Annotated in this window: 17 protein-coding genes; 9 read left to right on the forward strand and 8 right to left on the reverse strand. The window is 73.2% G+C overall.

Annotation, left to right across the window (positions count from 1 at the left end; translation table 11 throughout):
* Positions 1–103 precede the first annotated feature (103 nt).
* The gene (gene pyrE / locus GCE86_RS26365) at positions 104–643 is read left to right on the forward strand and encodes an orotate phosphoribosyltransferase (protein WP_154229399.1); all 540 of its coding nucleotides are present in this window, start codon (positions 104–106) and stop codon (positions 641–643) included.
* A 57-nt stretch (positions 644–700) separates the two neighbouring features.
* Positions 701–1,078 (forward strand): ArsR/SmtB family transcription factor, encoded by a 378-nt coding sequence (locus GCE86_RS26370; RefSeq protein ID WP_076468717.1) that lies wholly within the window; start codon positions 701–703, stop codon positions 1,076–1,078.
* 232 nt (positions 1,079–1,310) lie between these two features.
* Here GCE86_RS26370 and GCE86_RS26375 read toward each other — a convergent pair whose 3' ends face one another.
* The 4 genes from GCE86_RS26375 to GCE86_RS26390 all read right to left on the reverse strand — a co-directional run bounded on the left by GCE86_RS26375 (position 1,311) and on the right by GCE86_RS26390 (position 7,971).
* Positions 1,311–2,033 carry a DedA family protein gene (locus tag GCE86_RS26375; RefSeq protein WP_239542218.1) on the reverse strand — a complete coding sequence of 241 codons (723 nt, stop codon included), beginning with the start codon at positions 2,031–2,033 and terminating at the stop codon, positions 1,311–1,313.
* A 141-nt stretch (positions 2,034–2,174) separates the two neighbouring features.
* On the reverse strand, positions 2,175–4,691 hold the full coding sequence (locus GCE86_RS26380; RefSeq protein ID WP_154229401.1) for a polynucleotide kinase-phosphatase: 2,517 nt from the start codon (positions 4,689–4,691) through the stop codon (positions 2,175–2,177).
* Positions 4,688–6,148, reverse strand: a complete 1,461-nt coding sequence (locus GCE86_RS26385) for a 3' terminal RNA ribose 2'-O-methyltransferase Hen1 (RefSeq protein ID WP_154229402.1) — start codon at positions 6,146–6,148, stop codon at positions 4,688–4,690. The genes GCE86_RS26380 and GCE86_RS26385 overlap by 4 nt, the downstream gene beginning before the upstream one ends.
* Positions 6,149–6,381: 233 nt before the next feature.
* A complete protein-coding gene (locus GCE86_RS26390) occupies positions 6,382–7,971 on the reverse strand; it encodes an LPXTG cell wall anchor domain-containing protein (RefSeq protein WP_154229403.1) in 1,590 nt (529 codons plus the stop codon).
* Positions 7,972–8,148: 177 nt separating this feature from the next.
* Here GCE86_RS26390 and GCE86_RS26395 point away from each other — a divergent pair, with 177 nt between their 5' ends.
* Both GCE86_RS26395 and GCE86_RS26400 read left to right on the forward strand, forming a co-directional pair.
* Positions 8,149–8,631 carry a SigE family RNA polymerase sigma factor gene (locus GCE86_RS26395; RefSeq protein WP_154229404.1) on the forward strand — a complete coding sequence of 161 codons (483 nt, stop codon included), beginning with the start codon at positions 8,149–8,151 and terminating at the stop codon, positions 8,629–8,631.
* Entirely contained in the window at positions 8,631–9,680 is a 1,050-nt protein-coding gene (locus GCE86_RS26400; protein WP_154229405.1) for an LCP family protein, read from the forward strand. The genes GCE86_RS26395 and GCE86_RS26400 overlap by 1 nt, the downstream gene beginning before the upstream one ends.
* Before the next feature lie 37 nt (positions 9,681–9,717).
* Here the strand turns inward: GCE86_RS26400 and GCE86_RS26405 are convergent, their stop codons facing one another.
* A complete protein-coding gene (locus GCE86_RS26405) occupies positions 9,718–9,930 on the reverse strand; it encodes a hypothetical protein (RefSeq protein WP_154230684.1) in 213 nt (70 codons plus the stop codon).
* 138 nt (positions 9,931–10,068) lie between these two features.
* Here GCE86_RS26405 and GCE86_RS26410 point away from each other — a divergent pair, with 138 nt between their 5' ends.
* Together GCE86_RS26410 and fbaA are read left to right on the forward strand one after the other, a co-directional pair.
* Positions 10,069–10,452 (forward strand): phage holin family protein, encoded by a 384-nt coding sequence (locus GCE86_RS26410; protein ID WP_154229406.1) that lies wholly within the window; start codon positions 10,069–10,071, stop codon positions 10,450–10,452.
* A 162-nt stretch (positions 10,453–10,614) separates the two neighbouring features.
* Positions 10,615–11,637, forward strand: a complete 1,023-nt coding sequence (gene fbaA, locus GCE86_RS26415; RefSeq protein WP_154229407.1) for a class II fructose-bisphosphate aldolase — start codon at positions 10,615–10,617, stop codon at positions 11,635–11,637.
* A gap of 42 nt (positions 11,638–11,679) precedes the next feature.
* On the opposite strand, the gene GCE86_RS26420 is transcribed toward fbaA, so the two are convergent.
* Entirely contained in the window at positions 11,680–12,891 is a 1,212-nt protein-coding gene (locus GCE86_RS26420; protein ID WP_154229408.1) for an LOG family protein, read from the reverse strand.
* Positions 12,892–13,152: 261 nt separating this feature from the next.
* Here GCE86_RS26420 and GCE86_RS26425 point away from each other — a divergent pair, with 261 nt between their 5' ends.
* The gene (locus GCE86_RS26425) at positions 13,153–13,581 is read left to right on the forward strand and encodes a DUF3151 domain-containing protein (RefSeq protein ID WP_154229409.1); all 429 of its coding nucleotides are present in this window, start codon (positions 13,153–13,155) and stop codon (positions 13,579–13,581) included.
* Between the two features lie 48 nt (positions 13,582–13,629).
* Here the strand turns inward: GCE86_RS26425 and GCE86_RS26430 are convergent, their stop codons facing one another.
* Together GCE86_RS26430 and GCE86_RS26435 are read right to left on the reverse strand one after the other, a co-directional pair.
* On the reverse strand, positions 13,630–15,951 hold the full coding sequence (locus GCE86_RS26430) for a chromosome partitioning protein (protein ID WP_154229410.1): 2,322 nt from the start codon (positions 15,949–15,951) through the stop codon (positions 13,630–13,632).
* A gap of 75 nt (positions 15,952–16,026) precedes the next feature.
* On the reverse strand, positions 16,027–17,025 hold the full coding sequence (locus GCE86_RS26435; RefSeq protein WP_154229411.1) for a diacylglycerol kinase family protein: 999 nt from the start codon (positions 17,023–17,025) through the stop codon (positions 16,027–16,029).
* 122 nt (positions 17,026–17,147) lie between these two features.
* Here GCE86_RS26435 and GCE86_RS26440 point away from each other — a divergent pair, with 122 nt between their 5' ends.
* Together GCE86_RS26440 and GCE86_RS26445 are read left to right on the forward strand one after the other, a co-directional pair.
* Positions 17,148–18,437: an adenylosuccinate synthase gene (locus GCE86_RS26440; RefSeq protein ID WP_154229412.1), complete on the forward strand. Its 1,290-nt coding sequence runs from the start codon at positions 17,148–17,150 to the stop codon at positions 18,435–18,437.
* 222 nt (positions 18,438–18,659) lie between these two features.
* Positions 18,660–19,532 carry a type IV toxin-antitoxin system AbiEi family antitoxin domain-containing protein gene (locus GCE86_RS26445; RefSeq protein WP_244317081.1) on the forward strand — a complete coding sequence of 291 codons (873 nt, stop codon included), beginning with the start codon at positions 18,660–18,662 and terminating at the stop codon, positions 19,530–19,532.
* Positions 19,533–19,535 lie beyond the last annotated feature (3 nt).

The raw sequence follows: 19,535 nt of genomic DNA on the forward strand, positions 1-19,535 counted from the left end.
TCGCACAGCGTAGTCGGCCGTCGCCACCCGCCGGTCGCCCGCAGGGTTGACCGGGGTGGACCCCATGCCCGCCTCCCAGACTTGCGAAGTACCCTCTATCGCCATGGGGGACCACGACGACCTGCGTAAATTCATCACTGACCTGGCTGTGGTCCACGGCCGGGTGGTGCTCTCGTCGGGTCGGGAGGCGGACTGGTACGTCGACTTGCGTCGCGTCACGCTCCATCACCGGGCGGCGCCCTTGATCGGCCGGGTGATGTGCGACCTCACCGCCGACTGGGCGTACGACGCGGTGGGCGGCCTGACCCTCGGGGCCGACCCGGTGGCCACCGCGATGCTGCACGCGTCGGCCGGTACCGATCGCCCGCTGGACGCCTTCGTGGTCCGCAAGACGGGCAAGGCGCACGGCCTCCAGCGACGGATCGAGGGGCCGGACGTCGCCGGGCGCCGGGTCCTGGCGGTCGAGGACACCTCGACCACGGGCGGCAGCGTGTTGACCGCCGTCGAGGCATTGCGCGAGGCCGGGGCCGAGGTGGTGGGTGTGGCGGTTATTGTTGATCGAGGCGCCGGCGACGCGGTGCGAGCCGCCGGACTGCCTTATAGGGCGGCCTATACGTTGGCTGACCTCGGCCTTGTGGCGTAAAAGTTTGCCGATTCGGATCTGCTGATATGCAGGCGGATCGATGCTGCTGGTGGAAGGATGGAAAACGTGGGAACTGCGTTGGCTGAAATGACCATGCCTCAGATCTCGCCGCTTGCCGGCGAGCCGATCGAACGTGCCGACGCCGAGCGGCTTGCGGGGGTCCTCAAGGCCCTCGCGGACCCCGCCCGGCTGCGGCTGCTCAGCCTGATCCAGTCGGCTCCCGAGGGGGAGGCGTGCGTGTGTGACCTCACCGCGCCGCTCGGCCTCTCGCAGCCGACGGTCAGCCACCACCTGCGCATCCTCACCGAGGCCGGCTTGCTGGAGCGGGAGAAGCGTGGTGTCTGGGCGTACTACCGGCTGGTGCCGACCGCGATCGCGACGATCGCGGATCTGCTGACCCCGCCGCGGAAGCGGGCCACCAAGAAGGCCCGCTGAATCCGGACGTGTCCGAGTCGGTGGCCGCCTCGCACGAGTGCGGCGACGGGTGGCGTGCCAGGGGTGGCGCCACCCATCGGATGGCTGTCCGGGGTCGTGGCGCGGCGTCACACGCGCCGAGCCCGGACAGCCACGGGTGACGGCTGCCCGGCATCCGTGCCACCCGCAGGTCGACAGGTCGTAGTCGAAGGCCGGCCCCCGGTAAGGGGGCCGGCCTTCGGTGTGTTCGAGGTCAGCGGCGGTGCTGGCCGCCGCGCCGGTGCTGCTGGTCGTCGTCGCCGTCGATGGCGTCCCGGACCGCGTCCACCGCGCCCGCCGCGCTGGCGGCGGCGACCACCGCGACCGCCTCGCCGCGCTTGCGCGCCCGCCGGTCGCGGAGGAACTCGAAGACGATCGGCAGCACCGAGATCAGGATGATCAGCGCGACCACCGGCAGGATGTACCGGTCGATCTTGTCGCCGATCGCGTCGTAGATCTGGTGGGCCAGCAGGTAGCCGATCAGCAGGATGCCGTCCACCCACAGGATCGCGCCGACCACGTTCCACAGGAGGAACTGGCGGGCGGGCATGCCGAGCACACCGGCCACCGGGTTGAGGAAGGTGCGCACGATCGGGATGAACCGGGCCAGCACCACGGCCTTCGCCGGGCCGAACTTCTGGAAGTAGTACTCGGCCTTCTCCACGTACTCCCGCTTGAACAGCCGGGAGTTGGGGCGGTCGAACATCCGCTTGCCGTAGCGCGCGCCGAGCCAGTGCCCGAGCTGGGCGCCGGCGATCGCGCAGAGCGGGCCGCCGATCAGCAGGCCGGCCAGCGAGAGCCGGGTGCCGGATCCGAAGATCGCGTCGGCCACCGGCGAGGCGGCCACCCCGGCCAGGAAGAGGAGCGAGTCGCCCGGGAAGAAGAAGCCGACCAGCAGGCCCGTCTCGGCGAAGAGGATCGCCCACACGCCGATCATCCCGAAGGTGTGGATGAGCTCCTTCGGGTCGAGCGGGTTCAGGGCCACGCTCTCGGAGAGCACCCGGGTCTTCTCTGCTGTGTCCACGGCCACAAAGGGTACCCGGGCCCGGTCCGGCCATGCGCCGGACCGGGGTACGGGTCACAGCCGCGGGTCGACCGGCTCGGACTCGCAGGCGAGGATGGCGACGACCAGCTCGTGGCGGCGCCAGAGCGGGGCGTCCTCGGCCAGCGCGTCCAGGGCGGCCAGCCCCAGCGCGTGCTCCTGCAGGGCCAGGCCGCGCTTGCGGCCCAGCGACCGCTTGCGCAGCCCGGCGAGCTGCCCCGGCCCGGTGTACCCGGGACCGTAGATGATCCGCAGGTACTCCCGGCCCCGGCACTTGATCCCCGGCTGGAGCAGCGAACCCTTCGGCGAGCGGGCGGCCGGGCCCGCGTACGGCTTGACCACCATGCCCTCCCCGCCGGCCGCTGTGAGTGACAGCCACCAGTCGGTGGCCGCCGCCACCGCCGCCTCGTCGGCCAGGTCCACCACCTGCCGTCGGGTGGGGGTGAAGAACTCCGGGTCGGCCGCGCAGAGCCGGTCGGCCAGGGCCAGGTGCCAGCCGTGGTCCCGGTCGGCGTAGCTCGCCCCGGCCCCGGCCAGCACCGCGAACGGCGCCAGCGTCACCCCGCGCAGCCCGTCCGTCGGCCCCACGTACGCCCGGTAGGCCGCCGAGTACGCCTCGACCTCGGCCGCCCGGTCGGCCATCCGGCCGCGCAGCTCACCCACCGGCAGCCCGCGTCCGCCGGCGGCGTCGAGCGTCGCCAGCACCGCCGGCAGGGCCGCCCGGCCGGCCGCACCGACCCCGGCGTACTGCTCGCGGATCAGCCCGCCCGCCTTCGCCGACCAGGGCAGCAGCTCGCAGTCGAGGAGCAGCCAGTCGGTGCCCAGCTCGGCCCAGAGACCGGCCGCGGTGACCGCCGCGCGGACCCGGGCCAGCAGTTCCCCGTCCAGCGGCGGCCCGAAGAACGGCCGCCCGGTGCGGGTGTGCACGGCGCCGCCGGAGAACCGCCCCGGCTCCCGCTCGACCAGCACCACGGCCCGCGAGCCCATGTGCTTCTCCTCGCAGACCACCCGGTCCACGCCCGCCGACCGGTAGTCGGCGAACGCCTGCGCCGGGTGCTCCAGGAACCCCTCGACCATGGAGGTCGAGCAGGGCGCCATGGTGGGCGGCAGCCAGACGAGCCGGTCCGGGTCGAGCGCGTACCGGCTCATCACCTCGAGCGCGGCGGCGGCGTTCTCGGCCGGCACGGTCAGCGTCCCGTACGCGTGCGTGAGGTGCCGCCGGCCGGTCACGTCGGCCAGGTCGAGCACGGTGTCCGGCCGGGCCGGCCCGGGCGCGACCAGCGGGCGGGCCGGGGCGTACCACTCCTTGACCGCCGGTACGGCGACCAGCTCCTTCTCCGGGTAGCGCAGGGCGGTGAGCTTCCCGCCGAAGACGCAGCCGGTGTCCAGGCAGATGGTGTTGTTCACCCACTCCGGCTCCGGGGTCGGCGTGTGCCCGTAGACGACCATGGCCGAGCCCCGGTAGTCGCGCGCCCACGGGTAGCGCACCGGCAGGCCGTACTCGTCGGTCTCGCCGGTGGTCTCCCCGTAGAGCGCGGACGACCGCACCCGCCCGGACGCCCGCCCGTGGTAGGCCTCCTTGAGGCCGGCGTGCGCCACCACCAGCCGGCCGCCGTCCAGCACGTAGTGGCTGACCAGGCCGTCGATGAACGCCGCGGTCTCCGCCACGAAGCTGTCCGGCTCCGCCTCCAGCTGGGCCATCGTCTCGGCCAGGCCGTGGGTGAGCCGCACGTCGCGGCCGCGCAGCTTGCGCAGCAGCTTCTGCTCGTGGTTGCCCGGCACGCAGATCGCGTGGCCGGCCGCCACCATGCCCATGACCAGGCGCAGCACCCCGGGGGAGTCCGGGCCGCGGTCCACGAGGTCACCCACGAAGACCGCGGTACGCCCCGCCGGGTGCACCGCGTCCACCGGGCGGCCCGCGCCGTCGCGGTGCAGCGCGTAGCCCAGCCGGAGCAGCAGCGCCTCCAGCTCCTCGCGGCAGCCGTGCACGTCGCCCACGATGTCGAACGGCCCGGTCAGCTCGCGACGGTCGTTGAACAGCTTCTCGTAGCGGATCTCGGCGGCCTCGATCTCCTCGACGCCGCGCAGCACGTGCACCTTCCGGAAGCCCTCCCGGGCCAGCCGCCCGTACGACTGCCGCAGGTCGCGCTGCATCCGGCTGAGCACCTGCCGGCCGTGCGTCCGGTCGGCCCGGGAGTGCGTACGCTCCCAGGCCACCGCCTCCGGCACGTCCAGCACGATGGCCACCGGCAGCACGTCGTGCTCACGGGCCACCGCGATCAGCCCGGCCCGGGCATGCGGCTGGAGGTTGGTCGCGTCGACCACGGTGAGCCGGCCGCGGCGCAGCCGGATCCCGGCCACGTGGTGCAGCGCGTCGAACGCGTCGCCGGAGGCCGACTGGTCGTTCTCGTCGTCGGCCACCATGCCCCGGAACGTGTCGGAGGACAGCACCTGGCTGGGCCGGAAGTGCCGGCGGGCGAACGTCGACTTGCCGGAGCCGGAGACGCCGACCAGCGCCACCAGGGCGAGTTCGGGAATGTCCAGGACGGTCATCGGGTCGTCTCCTCCGTCCGGGTGCTGGTCTCCGTGCTGGTCAGGACGGCGAGCTGGGTCGGGGCGCCCACCTCCGGGTCGTGGTCGCCGATGCCGCTGATCGTCGCCGTGTAGCCGTGCGTGGTGGCCACCCGGTCGACCCAGGCGGCGAACTCGGCCCGGGTCCACTCGAAGCGGTGGTCGGCATGCCGGAACCGGCCCGCCCCGAGCCCCTCGTACCGGACGTTGTACTCGACGTTCGGCGTGGTCACGACGACCGTGCCGGGCCGGGCGTGACCGAACACGGCGTCCTCCAGCGCCGGCAGCCGCGGCGGGTCGAGGTGCTCGACCACCTCCATGAGCACCGCCGCGTCGTAGCCGCGCAGCCGGTCGTCCCGGTAGGTCAGGGCCGACTGCCAGAGCCGGATCCGGTCCCGCTGCCGCTCCGGCAGCCGGTCCAGCCGCAGCCGCCGGGCGGCCAGGGTGAGCGCCTGGCTCGACACGTCGGTGCCGACGACCTCGGTGAAGCGCCGGTCGGCGACCAGCGCGGCGAGCAGTGCGCCGCCCCCGCAGCCCAGGTCCAGCACCCGCGACGCCCCACTGGCGTGCAGCGCGGCCAGCACCGCCTCGCGCCGGCGTACGGCCAGCGAGGCCCTGGGTGCCTCGCTGCCGGCGCCGTCACCCGTGGCCGGCCCGCCCTCGACGCTGTCGTCGGCGGCCGGCTCGTCGGTGAGGCGCAGCTCGGCCAGGCGGGCCAGCGCGGTGCCGGCCAGGGCGCGCCGGTGCGCCAGGTAACGGCGGGTGATCAGACCCCGCTCGGGGTGGTCGGCCAGCCAGCCGGCGCCGGCCCGGAGCAGTTTGTCCACCTCGTCCGGCGCCACCCAGTAGTGCTTGGCGTCGTCCAGCACCGGCAGCAGCACGTAGAGGTGGTTCAGCGCGTCGGCGAGCCGCAGCGTGCCGGTCAGCGTCAGGTCGACGTAACGGCTGTCGCCCCACTCCGGGTACGCCTCATCGAGCGGGATCGGGGTGGCCGCCACGGCCCAGCCGAGCGGGCCGAACACCCGCATCGCCAGGTCGGCGCCGCCCCGGCAGCGCAGCACCGGCACCCGTACCTCCAGCGGGATGGCGGTGGCGGCCAGCTCCGGGCGGTCCCGGGACTCGCCGCGCAAGGCCGAGCGGAACACTTTGGCCAGCGCCGACGAGAGCAGGCTGGACGCCGCGTACGGGCGGTCGTTGACGTACTGCCCGAGCGTGAAGCTGTCCTGCGTGGCCGCCTGCCGGCGGCGACCGTTGCCCAGCTTCAGCGGGTCGACCTCGACCAGCAGCGCCGCCGTGCACCGCGCCTCGTCCGCCTCGGGGTAGAGCACGTGCGCGGTGCCGGCGGGCAGGTCGAAACTCTGCACGCGGTCCGGGTGCTTGACGAGGAGGTGGCCGAGGTCGGTGGCGGGGCGGTGAGTCGTGGTGAGGGTCAGCAGCACGGTTCTGATGCTCTCAGGGGTGTCGATGCTATTTCGCGGTTGCGGTGTGGGTTTCCGGGGAGCCCGACCCGCTCCGGGCGGTCAGGCTTGATCCCTGCGCGGGTCGGGCTCCCCGGAAACCTGACCTCGTCCGGCGCCGTCCGTGCCGGCTGCTTTTTCGGGCCTTGGGGGTGACCCGGGAATGACGGTGCCCCGCCTCCTGGGTGGGGGCGGGGCACCTTCTCGGTGCTTTGTCAGGCGATGAAGCGGGTCTTGCGGCGGCGGGTCACCACGTAGCCGGCCGCGCCGGCGGCGAGCAGCAGGGCGCCGACGCCGGCGATCAGAGCGGTGTTGGCGCCGGTGATCGGCAGCGAGCCGCCGTCACCGCCACCCTGGCCACCGCCACCCTGGCCGCCGTGACCGATGGCCTTCACCACGATCTTCGCGGTGTCGTTGGCCGGGTTCAGGTCCTTGCGGCCGGTCTCGTCCGGCCCGCCGTGGAACAGCTCGACCGTGCCGGCGAGGGTGCCGGGCTGGTCGACACGGAGCGAGAACGGGAACTCCACCTTCTTGCCGCTGCCCACCACCTCCGGCACGAAGCAGGCGTAGACGGCCGCGCCGGCCTTGCCGGAGTCCTGACCGAACTCGCCCTCGGCGTCGGCGCACTGCTCGGGCGCCTTCACGGCCGTGGTGCCCTTGGGCAGGGTGACCAGCGCCAGCGTGTAGATGCCGTCCTCACCGCCGGCGTTGATCGCCGCCGGGCCGTTGTTGGTGAAGCCGACCGTGACCGGGACGGTGGCACCCACCTCGGCGTCCACGGTCGCGCCGTTGGCCGCGACATCGGCCTTCTGGTTGCCCTTGATTGCCAGCTGGATCATGGTCTCGTTGTTGGTCGGGTCGACGTCCGTCTGCTGCATCGCGCGGGCCAGGGCCCGGGACGGAGCAGTCGGGTTGAGCTTCAGGACACCCTCGTCGCCCTTCTCGCTCTTGCCGAAGTCCGGCACCTCCGACCGGAACGCCTGCCAGTCCGCGGGGGTCATCCAGATCGCGAAGCCGTAGTCGGTGTTCGGCGCCCAGGCATCGCGCGGGACGGCAAAGCCGAAGGAGTCGTCCAGCTTCGCGCTGCCGCCCGCCGCAACCGTGGCGTCGAGCGTGCAGGCGTACGCGTACTCGTCGAAGTTGTCCTCGAAGTACTCGCAGTTCTCGTACCGCTTGGCCGGAGCGACACCGTAGGAGCCGAAGAAGAACAGCACGGCGCCCTCGGCGTCGGTCTTGCCCTGGTTGCCCACGGACAACGGCGCCGGGACGGTGCTGCCCGGGGTGCCGGACAGGTTGACGAACGGCTCGGACGTCAGGTCGACGCCTTCGCCCACCGTCACCGTGGAGCGGTAGGTGGCGGTGCCGGCGCTCGGGGTGGTGACGGTGAACTGGAGCTGGCCCTCCTGCCCGGCCTTCGCCCCGTCCCGCGGCAGCACCGCGAGGGAGAGCAGGTCCAGGTCCGGCTCCGCGTCGTTCTTCACGGTGCACGTAAGGACGGCCCCGGTCTCGGTGCAGGAGCCCGGGCCCTCCGGCTTCTGCACGTCAGCGAAGCCGTCGACCGCACTGCGGTCCACCTTGACCGTGTAATCGGTGAACGGTTCGTCCACCAGCGAGTAGAGCGAGATCCACTTCTCCGGGCCGTCCGGAGCGACGATGACGTTGTTCGCGTACAGCGAGAAGCCCTCGGCCCCGACCGCGTCGGCGATGGTGGGGTCCGCGGCGAAGGCGGGGGTGGCGGAGGCGGCGACGAACGCGCCTGCGACGCCCAACCCGGCGAGCCAGCGCCGGGTGGAGTTCGTGAGCATGGTTGGGGGTTCCTCCCGTGAATGATCAGGTGGAGCCCGTGGAGCTTAAAGAACCGTTAAGCCGCGCGCAGCCCTAGGCGGCGCCGCCCTGCAGATATTGACCGAACGGTTGATCGGCGTTGGTGCAATGTTCGGGCGGCCTGTGCCCGTCAACAGGGCGGGACACCGGGAGGTGCAGTGACGTACGAGGAGTTCGCCGACGCGCGGCTGGGCGCCCTGCTGCGGTACGCGGTCATGCTGACCGGCGATCCGCATCAGGCTCAGGACCTGGTGCAGGAGACCATGGTCCGGGTCCAGCTCAACTGGCGCCGGGTCGCCCGCAGCGACGCGCCGGAGCGGTACGTGCGCCGGATGCTCACCAACCAGTTCATCGACTGGCGGCGCGGCTCGTGGGCGCGCCGGGTGCTGCTGCGCGGCGAACCGGACGAAGGGGTGCCCGCCCCGGTCGACCACGCGCAGGCGGCGGTGGACCGCGACCAGGTCTGGTCGTGGCTGTCCCGGCTGCCCCGGCGGCAGCGGGCCACGCTGGTGCTCCGCTACTACGAGGACCTGCCCGACGCGGAGATCGCCGAGATTCTCGGCTGCGCCGTCGGCACCGTCCGCTCCTGCATCTCTCGCGCCCTGGCCACCCTCCGAGCCGAGTACGTGGAGGTCTGCTGATGATCGAGGACGACCTGCGGGCCGCCTTCGCCCGGCGTGAGGAGCTGACCCCGGCGGTCGGCCCGGTCCGGGCCGCCATCGACCGGGCCGTGGTCCGCCGCCGGCGCCGCCGGCTCCGGCTCCGGCTCGCCGGAACGGCGTTGGCCGTGGTGGCCGCCGCCCTCGCGGGCTTCACCGCGGTCGCGCCCCGCCAGCCGGACACCGCCGACCTGATCGCCGCGCCGGCGACGCCGCCACCCAGCGGGGCGCTGAACGTGCTGCTGCTCGGCTCCGACGCGGCCGGCCCCGACGGGAGCCGCCGGGCCGACTCGATCCTTCTGGTGCACCTTCCGGCGGACCGCAGCCGGCTCTACCTGGTCTCCCTGCCGCGCGACCTGGTGGTGCCGACCCCGGGCCGGGGGACCGCGAAGCTCAACCTGTCCCTCGCCGCCGGGAAGGACCTGGCCGCGGGCTACCAGGAGACCCGGCAGGTGGTCGCCCAGCTCACCGGCGTACGGATCGACGCCGGCGCGGTCCTCACCTACCGGGCGACCCGCGAGCTCACCGACGCGGTCGGTGGCGTGCCGGTGTGCCTGCCGACCGCGATCCGCTCCTACCACACGCGGCGGACCTACCCCGCCGGCTGCCAACGTCTCGATGGGGCGGCCGCCGTGGACCTGCTCCGCCAGCGGTACAACATGCCCGAGGGCGCCGTGGACCGGGATCGCAACGCCGCCCGGTACGCGGCCGGACTGCTCCAGCGGGTCCAGGAGCAGGAAGTGCTGACCAACCCGCTGCTGCTCAGCCGGTTGATCACGAAGGTCGGCCCGGACCTGGTGACCGACACCGGGGAGTCGTCCCTGCCGGCCCTGGTCTCGGCGGCCGGGGCGGCAGCGAACGCCGAGCCGGTCGCGGTCGGCCTGCCGGTCCGCCACGGGACCACGAAGGAGCTGCCGTACGGGTTCCGGCTCGACCCCACCCTGGCCCCGGGTTTCCTCGACGCGCTGCGCACCGACCGGCTGGGTGAGTGGACCGCCGCGCACCCGAAGCAGGTGACCACCCTGCGCTGAGGCGGGGCGGGGGCACCGGCCCCCGCCCCGCGCGGGCTCAGCGGTAGTCGTCCTCGTCGGCGGTGACCACCCGGGCCTGCTCCATGGCGTCCCAGTCGTCGACCTCGAGCCCTCGCTGCGGCTCGCCGTCGCCGTCGTCGGGGGTGACCGCCACGGTTTGCTCGACCGCGTCGGCCGGCTCCGCCTCCAGGTCCCGCTCCTCCGGAGCGAGGTGGTCGCTCGGGGCGAAGTCCTCGTCGGGCTGACCCATCGTCCCTCCCTGGATCTCGGTGCGGACAGTCACCACCACACCGTACGGGCTGACCCGGGCCCGCGCTCGGCGGCGGGCGGAACGGTGGAGTCGGCGATTGTCCCCTCCGGGGGGATCACCCGGTGCCAGGATGGTGACGTGGGCTTCCTCATCCGGCTGGCGATCACCGCGGTCGCGCTGTGGATCACCACGCTGATCGTGCCCGGCGTGGAGGTGACTGGCCACAACGGTTTCAACACGGTGTTCACCCTGGTCGTGGTGGCGCTCATCTTCGGCGCGGTGAACGCCCTGCTGAAGCCGGTCATCAAGGTGATCGGATGCGTGTTCTACCTGCTCACGCTCGGCCTGTTCGCGCTCGTGGTCAACGCCCTGCTGTTCCTGCTCACCGACTTGATCGCCCGCGGGCTGGATCTGTCGTTCCACGTCAACGGCTTCTGGGCCGCCTTCTGGGGCGCCATCGTGATGGCAGTGGTGACCTGGCTGATCAGCGTCGTGCTGCCGGACAGCCTGGACGAGCGGTGAGCGGATCCCGGGTCGGTTGTGTCCGGCGCGCGCTCCTACGGGATACTTCCCGCGGTGGACAGCGCGGTCCGGCGCACCCATGGACGTCAGCGGCCGGAACGGTCGCCTTCATGGAAGACAGCGGCCTGCACGGCCGAGAGCGGTAAGTAAGGAGCGTTCGACATGCCCATCGCTTCCCCCGAGGCTTACGCGGAGATGCTGGACCGGGCCAAGGCCGGCCGGTACGCGTACCCCGCGATCAACGTGACCTCGTCGCAGACGCTGAACGCGGCGCTCAAGGGCTTCGCCGACGCGGAGAGCGACGGCATCATCCAGGTCTCCACCGGCGGCGCGGAGTACCTGTCCGGCCCGTCCGTGAAGGACATGGTGACCGGCGCGGTGGCGTTCGCGGCGTACGCGCACGAGGTGGCCAAGAAGTACCCGGTGAACATCGCGCTGCACACCGACCACTGCCCGAAGGACAAGCTGGACAAGTTCGTCCGGCCGCTCATGGCCATCTCGCAGGAGCGGGTGAAGAACGGCCAGGAGCCGCTCTTCCAGTCGCACATGTGGGACGGTTCGGCCGTACCGGTGGCGGAGAACCTGGAGATCGCCGAGCAGCTGCTCACCGAGGCCGCCAAGGGCAAGATCGTCCTCGAGATCGAGGTCGGCGTCGTGGGCGGCGAGGAGGACGGCGTCGAGAACGCCATCAACGAGAAGCTCTACACCACCGTCGAGGACGGTCTGGCCATGGTCGACGCGCTCGGCCTCGGCGAGAAGGGCCGCTACATGGCCGCGCTGACCTTCGGCAACGTGCACGGCGTCTACAAGCCGGGCAACGTCAAGCTCCGCCCTGCCGTGCTGCACGACATCCAGGTGGCCGTGGGCGCCAAGTACGGCAAGGACAAGCCGCTCAGCCTCGTCTTCCACGGCGGTTCCGGCTCGCTGCTGTCCGAGATCCGCGAGGCGCTGGACTACGGCGTCGTGAAGATGAACATCGACACCGACACCCAGTACACCTTCACCCGGCCCGTCGCGGACCACATGTTCCGCAACTACGACGGCGTGCTGAAGGTCGACGGCGAGGTCGGCAACAAGAAGATGTACGACCCGCGCGTCTGGGGCAAGGCCGCCGAGGCCGGCATGGCCGCCCGCGTCGTGGAGGCCTGCGAGCACCTGCGCTCCAGCGGCACCACCATGAAGTGAGCTCGTGAAGAAAGGGGCCCCTCGTTCGAGGGGCCCCTTCGTTCATGCGGTGAGCACCCGGACGGCCTCGCGGACGTCGTCGGTGAGGTGCACGGTGCGCGACAGGTCGCCGAACGGTGAGGCCGCGAAGAGCGGCCGCAGCAGCGACTCCACCGGCAGCTCGGTCGTCCAGTAGGTCCGGTCCAGGAACACGTACGCCCCGCTAGCCCCGTCGGTGCCGTAGTAGGTCTTCGTGGCCGCCTGGAACACCTCCTGCACCGTGCCGGCCCGGCCGGGCGCGAAGACGATCCCGCCCCGGGCCAGCCGCAGGATGGTGTCCTCGCGGATGGCGTTGGAGAAGTACTTGGCGATCCGCCCGGCGAACAGGTTCGCCGGCTCGTGGCCGTACAGCCAGGTGGGGATGGCCAGCCCGCCCGAGCGGGCCCACTCGGTGCCCGCGGCCGCCGGGCGGGGCGTCGGCAGGGCCGGGCCGGCCGCGTACCGGGCCCGGACCCGCAGCGCCGCGTCGGTGTAGCGGTCGTGGTCGGTGAAGTCCGGCGCGGTGGCCAGCAGGTCGATCGCCGCGGTCAGCTCCTCCGCCGGCCAGGCCGCGAGGAACGCGCCCAGGTTGGCCGCCTCCATGACGCCAGGCCCGCCGCCGGTCACCACGAGCCGGTCGGCCCGCGCCAGCTCCCAGCCCAGCACCGCCGCCATCCGGTACGCGGCGCTGCCGCGCGGCACGGCGTGCCCACCCATCACACCGACGACCGACTGCGGCCCGTGCACGGCCAGCCAGGCCCGGGTGGCGTCGGCCAGGGCGTTGTCCACCCCGTGGTCGTGCAGCCGCTGGCCGAGCGCCTCCCGCACGTCGGGCAGCGCCCCGCCGTGCGCCCGGAAGTGCGCGTACACGCGGGTGTCGTACATCCCCTCGAAGCCGCCCTCGGCGAAGCCGGCGGCCAGGTCGTCGGCGGTGTAGAGGTGGGCCGGCTGCGTCGGGTAGGGCAGCCCGGAGAAGGGCGGTACGACGTTCGCGCCCCGCCGGACCAGGTCCGCACCGACCTCGCGGTCGGCGAACCGGCAGCCCACGAAGAGCGCGCCGGCGACCTCGACGCCGCGCAGGTCGGGCACCGGGTCCAGGTCAAGGCGGAGACCCTGCACGGTCAGTCCGGCGAGGCTCCCCTCGGCCAGGCGCCGGTCGAACTCGGTCCGGGTCTCGATCTCGTCGATGCTGGTGTCGTGCGGCTCGATGACGTCCGCGGGTGGTGGGGTCGGCACCAGATCATCCTGCCCCCGGGCGGCAAGCCCGCAAACTCGGGCGGCACGGACAGGAGCCCGGAGGCCAGGCCGCCGGGCTCCTGCACTACCCGGTCCTGGGGAGGCTCCGGATCTGTAGTTGTAGTGGAAAAGTCTCGCCGTGGCATGGGCCGCGGGTACGTGGGTGGCACACCGCAGGCGTGACGAAACCCTCAGCCGTTCAGCCGACCGGCTCGCCGGACCCCCTCGCGTACCCCAGGGCGAAGCGGGTTGAATGGGGCGATGCAGAACCTGTTGCCTGAGCCACCGGCCACCCTGCTCCCCGCCCACGAGGAGGCCGACGCCGCGCTGGCGGCCGCCGCCGAGCAGGACACCGACGAGGCGTACGCCGAGGTGGCCGCCCGCTTCCCCACCTACAGCGCGGGCTGGGCGGCGCTGGCCAGCCGGGCGCTCGCCGCGGGCCAGGTCATCCCGGCGTACGCGTACGCCCGCACCGGCTACCACCGCGGTCTCGACCAGCTCCGCCGCAGCGGCTGGAAGGGCCACGGGCCGGTGCCCTGGTCGCACAAGCCCAACCGGGGCTTCCTCCGCTGCCTCTACGTGCTGTCCCGCGCGGCCGGCGAGATCGGCGAGGCGGACGAGGCGGCGCGCTGCGCCCAGTTCCTCCGCGACTGCGACCCGGCCGCCGGGGACGCCCTGGCCAGCCACTGATCGCCGCGACGGCCGGTTCCCCGGGTGGGGAGCCGGCCGTCGCGCTGCTCACAGCCCTTCCGCCACCGAGGCGGCGATCTTCAGCCAGGCCTCGCGGGTGGCCGTGGAGAGCTGGCCGTACCGGATCGGCTCGCCGGTGTCGATGAGCCGCTCGTACGGCGCCAGCAGCACCGCCCGGGTCCGGGCCGCGAAGTGCTCCTGGATGGCCGGCAGGTCGATCTCCTTGCGGGACGGCGGCATCGACACCACCGTCACCGCCTGCCGGACCAGCCGCTGCCGGCCGCTCTGCTCCAGGTGGTCGAGCATCCGGGCGGCCGTCTCGGCCGAGTCGTTCCGCGCCGACATGGTCACCACGAGCTGGTCGGTGGCGTCCATGGCGGCCTGCCAGTTCTGCGCCCGGACGTTGTTACCGGTGTCCACGAAGATCAGCTTGTAGAAGCGGCTCACGACCTCGCGGATCTCGGCGAACGCGGCGGCCGTCAGCATCTCGCCCCCGGTCGCCGACTCGTCCGAGGCGAGCACGTCGAACATCCCCTCGCCCTGCGAGCGGACGTACTGCGACAGGTCACCGACCCGGCCGTGCGGCCCCTGGAACTGCGCGAGGTCGCGCAGCATGTCCCGCACCGTGCGGGAGTGGAAGTCCTGCTGGGCCCGCATCCCGAGGGTGCCCTGGGTCTCGTTGTTGTCCCAGGCCAGCACGTACCCGCCGCGCTTCTGCCCGAAGGTCATGGCGAGCAGCAGGATGGCGACCGTCTTGCCGGCGCCACCCTTCGGGTTGACCACGGTCACCTGGCGCAGCCCGCCGAAGTTGCGGCGCACCATCTCGATGTCGCGCCGCATCTCCTGCTCCTGCCGCCCCGGCGCGAGCCGGACCAGCCCGATCTTGTTGACCACGGCCCGGACGCCCATGGTGGCCACCGGGTCGACCGGCCGCGCCTGCCGCCGCCGCGCGAAGTCCTCCGCCGTCGGCGGGGCGCCGCTCGCCGGCGTCCAGACCGGCTTCGGGTACGCGGCCGGCCCCGGCTGCTGCGGCCCGTTCTGCTGCGGCGCCAGCTGGTGCGGCCCGGTCTGGTGTGGCCCGGTCTGGTGTGGCCCGGTCTGCTGCGGGCCGGCCTGGTGCGGGCTGGGCTGGTGCGGCGCGGCCTGGTGCGGCGGTGGGGGCGACTGCGGTGGGGCGGCGGCCTGCTGGGGTGGGCCGCCGGCCTGCTGCGGCCAGGGCGGGGGGTACCAGCCCGGTGCGCCGGGCTGGGGCGCCGGTTGCCCGTAGCCGACCGGTCCCGGCGGGTACCCCGTCCCGTCGCCGTAGGGCTGCTGGAGGGGCACGCCCGGCGAGGGCGGGAACGGGCCGAGCCGGGGCGGGGCGGCGTCCGGCGAACCCCCGGCCGGGCTCTCGGGAGCGCTGTGCGGGACCCCTGCGGACGCCACCGGGGCAGGGTCGGTCGCACCGGCGGCCGGCTGCGGCGGGCCGGCCTGGTGGGGCGAGGCCGCCGGGGTGCTGTTCTCGACGGGGTGGCCCGAGGCTGCCGGGGTGGTGGCACCCCTCCGTGGCGGGTCGGCCGGGGTCGTCGCGCCATTCTCGGTCGACCGCACCGCGGGTCCGGGGTGCGCTGGCGGTGCCAGCGCGTCAGCGGTCGAGCGCTGCGGCGGCTGGGCCCAGGGCGACTCCGGCCGGCCGTTCGGCGGCGTACCGGCTGGGCCGTCCACGGGGGTGACCGCAGCCGTGGACATGCCGTCCGCGCTGCTCGCCGCCTCCGCCGGAGCGGCCGTCGGCGGCGTGCCGGCGACGCCGTCCGCGTCGGCCGCCGCGAGCGGGTTCACGGCGTCGGCGGCACCATCCGGGCTGCCGACGTCGGCCGTCCCGTCGGGGCGGATCGCGTCGTTCGAGCCGCCGGCACCGATTGGGCCGGCGACTCCATTCGGGTTGGCGGGGCCATTCGGCCCGGCGGCGCCATTCGGGTCGGCGGCGTCGGCCGGGTCGGCGGTGGTCGCCGGTTGCGCAGTGGTGGCGTCCGCCCTGGTCGGCGCCGGGGCGGGTGTCGGCTGGTCGAGGGTGAACGGGAGGTCCAGGTCGACCGGGGCCGGCGTCCGGCGGAGCGGCACCGGGTCGCCCGTCGCCGCGTCAGCCGCCGGTCCCACCATCGAGGCCGCCGGCTCCGCCGTCGAGGCCGCCGGCTCCGACGGATCGGCGGGCGCCGGCGTGGGCCAGGCGGGGACGGGCCAGGCTGCCACGTTGGGCTGGGCCGGGGCCGCCCACGGCGGGGCGGTGACGGCCGCGTCGGTCTGCTCGGGCGGCCAGAGCGGTTCGATGTCCCGCTCCGGCACCTGCGGTTGACCCGGCACGTGGGCCCGGTCGGCGTTCTCGTGCACCACGGTTCCTCCCCATTCCTCCCGCCGAGGATAGGCCGTCCGGCCAGTCCGGTCGCCTGAGCGGGGGATCGACGGAGGTCAGGCCTTCCAGACCGCCCAGGCGCCCGGCTCGGTCCACCACGACCGCTTGCGGCTCAGCTCGCCCTCGACGCCGTCGTCGAGGAAGGGCACCTTCTCGTCGCGGGGCACGACCGCCGCCGCCCGGCCCCGGGCCCGGCGGACCTCCAGCCGTACCTTCTTCCGGCCCAACGCGGACCGGGTGACCACCGGCACGGCGACGGCGACCTCGACCCGGCCGTCGGTGGGGTCCGGGTCGGCCAGCAGCACCACGTCGTCCAGGCGCGCGTACCCGCCTGCGTTGGCGATGGCGCAGGCCATGATCGGCTCTTCGCCGGTGCTCAGCACCGTGCCGTCGACCTCGACCCGGGCCCGCCAGTGCAGCGGGCGGCCCGCCTCGTCGGCCGCGCCGAGCAGCGCGCCGTCCAGGGTCACCGAGCCGCCGTCGTTGCGCAGCAGATCGAGCCGGCGGGCCGTGCCGTCCAGCACCGCGGCGGCCACCTCCGCCGGGTCGCGGGGCAGGCCGAGCTGCGCGGCAAGGTCCCGGGCCGCGCCCGAGCGGGCCGGGTCGAGCGGGAGTACGCCGACCGGCGGCAGGTCCGGCACGGTCCGGTTCCCGGGCAGGTCGGCGGGGCGGCGGCTGGGCGGCGGAGCGTACCGTCGGACCAGCCGGCGCAGCACGGCGCGCAACTGTGCGTCACTGGCCGTGGCGACGACCAGCCGGGTCTTGGAGTCGGGGTCCGGCCAGGTGAGGCCGTCGGCCCGGGCCGGGCCGTCGAGGCGGGCCAGCACCTCGTCGATCTCGGCGTCCGAGCGGGCGGTCACCGTCTCCACCCGCGCGCCCCGGGCGGTGAGCGCGTCCGCGCAGGCCAGCACCGGCACGCGCGGCGTCTCGCAACGCTCCTCGGGGTGCTCGCCGGTCGCCTCCGACGCGCCACCGCAGCAGGCTCCACCGCTGCCGCAGCCCCCGCCGGGAGCGTCCCGCTCCGAGCCCAGGGTGAGCAGCACCACGTCGTACACGAAGGAGCCTCCTGCTTCTCGACGAACCCCTGCCGGTCCCGCCGTCACTACTTGTTAGCCTGACACCCCGGGCTCGCCGACCGGTCGCCACCTGGCACCCGAGCCTTCTGGAGGCGGAGAAGATGCCAGCGATCGTGCTCATCGGCGCTCAGTGGGGCGACGAGGGCAAGGGCAAGGTTACCGACCTGCTGGGTGAGCGGGTCGACTACGTCGTGCGCTACTCGGGCGGCAACAACGCCGGCCACACGGTGATCACCCCGGACGGCCAGAAGTACGCGCTGCACCTCATGCCGTCCGGCGCGCTGTCGCCGAACGCGATGATCGTCATCGGCAACGGCGTGGTGGTCGACCCGAAGGTGCTGCTGGAGGAGATCGACGGTCTGGCCGAGCGGGGCGTGGACGTCTCCCGGCTGCGGATCTCGGGTGACGCGCACCTCATCATGCCGCACCACCGGGCGCTGGACCGGGTGGTCGAGCGCTACCTGGGCAGCTCGCGGATCGGCACCACGGGCCGGGGCATCGGCCCCGCCTACGGCGACAAGGTCGCCCGGATGGGCATCCGGCTCCAGGACCTGCTCGACCCGGGCATCCTGCGCAAGAAGCTGGAGCTGGCGCTCCGCGAGAAGAACCAGGTGCTGTTCAAGGTCTACAACCGCAAGGCGATCGACGTCGACGAGACCGTCGAGGAGTACCTGCGGTACGCCGAGCGGCTGCGGCCGTATATCGCGGAGACCCGCGTCATGCTCTGGGACGCCCTGGACCGCGGCGAGACCGTCCTCCTGGAGGGCGCCCAGGCCACCATGCTCGACATGGACCACGGCACCTACCCCTTCGTCACCTCGTCGAACCCGACGGCGGGCGGGGCGTGCGTGGGCGCGGGCATCCCGCCGACCGCGATCACCAAGGTCATCGCGGTGAGCAAGGCGTACACGACCCGGGTGGGTTCCGGCCCGTTCCCGACCGAGCTGTTCGACGACAACGGCCAGCACCTGCGCAAGATCGGCCACGAGTACGGCACCACCACCGGCCGGGAGCGCCGCACGGGCTGGTTCGACGCCGTCGTGGCCCGGTACGCCTGCCGCCTCAACGGCGTCACCGACCTGGTCATCACGAAGCTGGACGTGCTGACCGGCATGCCCAAGGTGCCGATCTGCGTGGGCTACGAGATCAACGGCGAGCGGTTCGACGACATGCCGATGACGCAGACCGACTTCCACCACGCCACCCCGATCTACGAAGAGCTCGACGGCTGGTGGGAGGACATCACCAAGGCGAGGACCGAGGACGAGCTCCCGGAGAACGCGCGCCGCTACATCGCCCGCATCGAGGAACTCTGCGGAACGAAGGTCAGCATCGTGGGCGTAGGCCCAGGCCGAGAAGAAAACGTAATCCGCCACCCCCTCCTCCCGTAACCCCCACCCCCCACCCACGCCCGCCCGGTAGGCGAGTTGATCAAGAAGTTTGCGTCTGGACCGGCGCGGATTTTGACGCAAACTTCTTGATCAACAACGCGGGATGTCGGTTGTCCACAGGGTGGTCCACAGGGGTTTTGGGGCTGTGGGTCTTGTCGGCAGCCTGGGGCCGTGGCTGATCGTGTTTTGTTGGGTCGGGTTGCTGCTCGGCAGGGTGGTGTGGTGACGGCCGCCCAGGCCGTTGCTCTGGGGTTCAGTCGGGACCAGGTTCGTCATCTCGTCCGGTCCGGGCGGTGGATCCGGGTGGCGCGGGGCTGTTTCGTGCCGGCACCGCAGCTGGCCGTCGCCTCGCTCCGGCGGGCCCGGATCCGGGCGGCCGTCGAGAGCCTCGGTGTCGGCGCCGTCGCCGTGCTGGACACCGCCGCCGAGCTGCATCGCATCGGTGGCCTGCGTGCCACGTCAGCGGTCCACGTCTCGGTGCCTCCCGACCGTCCGCGTCCGCAGCGACCGGCCGACCCCGATCTCGTGGTGCACCAGCTCACCCTCGGCCCGGCCGATGTCGGCACCGCCGCCGGCGTCCCGGTCACGACTCCGGTCCGTACGGTGGCCGACGTGATTCTCCGCGCCGATCGCTACCCGGCGGTGTGCGTCGTCGACTCGGCGCTCAACCGGGAGCTGATCGACGAGTCGGACCTGTCCCTGGTGGCGGGGCTCATCGCGCGGCGGCGGGGAGCCGTGGCGGCCCGCCGTTGCCTGGCCGAGTCGGACGGCCGGGCCCAGTCACCCCTGGAGACCCGGGTCCGACTGCGGTGCGTGGACGGTGGCGTGCCACCTGACACGTTGCAGTTGGAGGTCCGCGACGACGACGGCTACCTGCTCGGCATCGGCGACCTGGCCTGGCGGGGCGCCCGCATCATCGCCGAGGCCGACGGTCAGTCACCACACCAGACGCCCCAGGCCGTCTACGAGGACCGCGTCCGCCAGAACCGCCTGAGCAACGCAGGCTGGACCATCCTCCGCTTCACCTGGCCCGACACCCTCCGCCCCGACTACATCCCCCACACCGTTGCCCGCGCCCTCCGAAGACCCCGTTGATCA

The organism is Micromonospora terminaliae (assembly GCF_009671205.1).
GTDB lineage: Bacteria > Actinomycetota > Actinomycetes > Mycobacteriales > Micromonosporaceae > Micromonospora > Micromonospora terminaliae.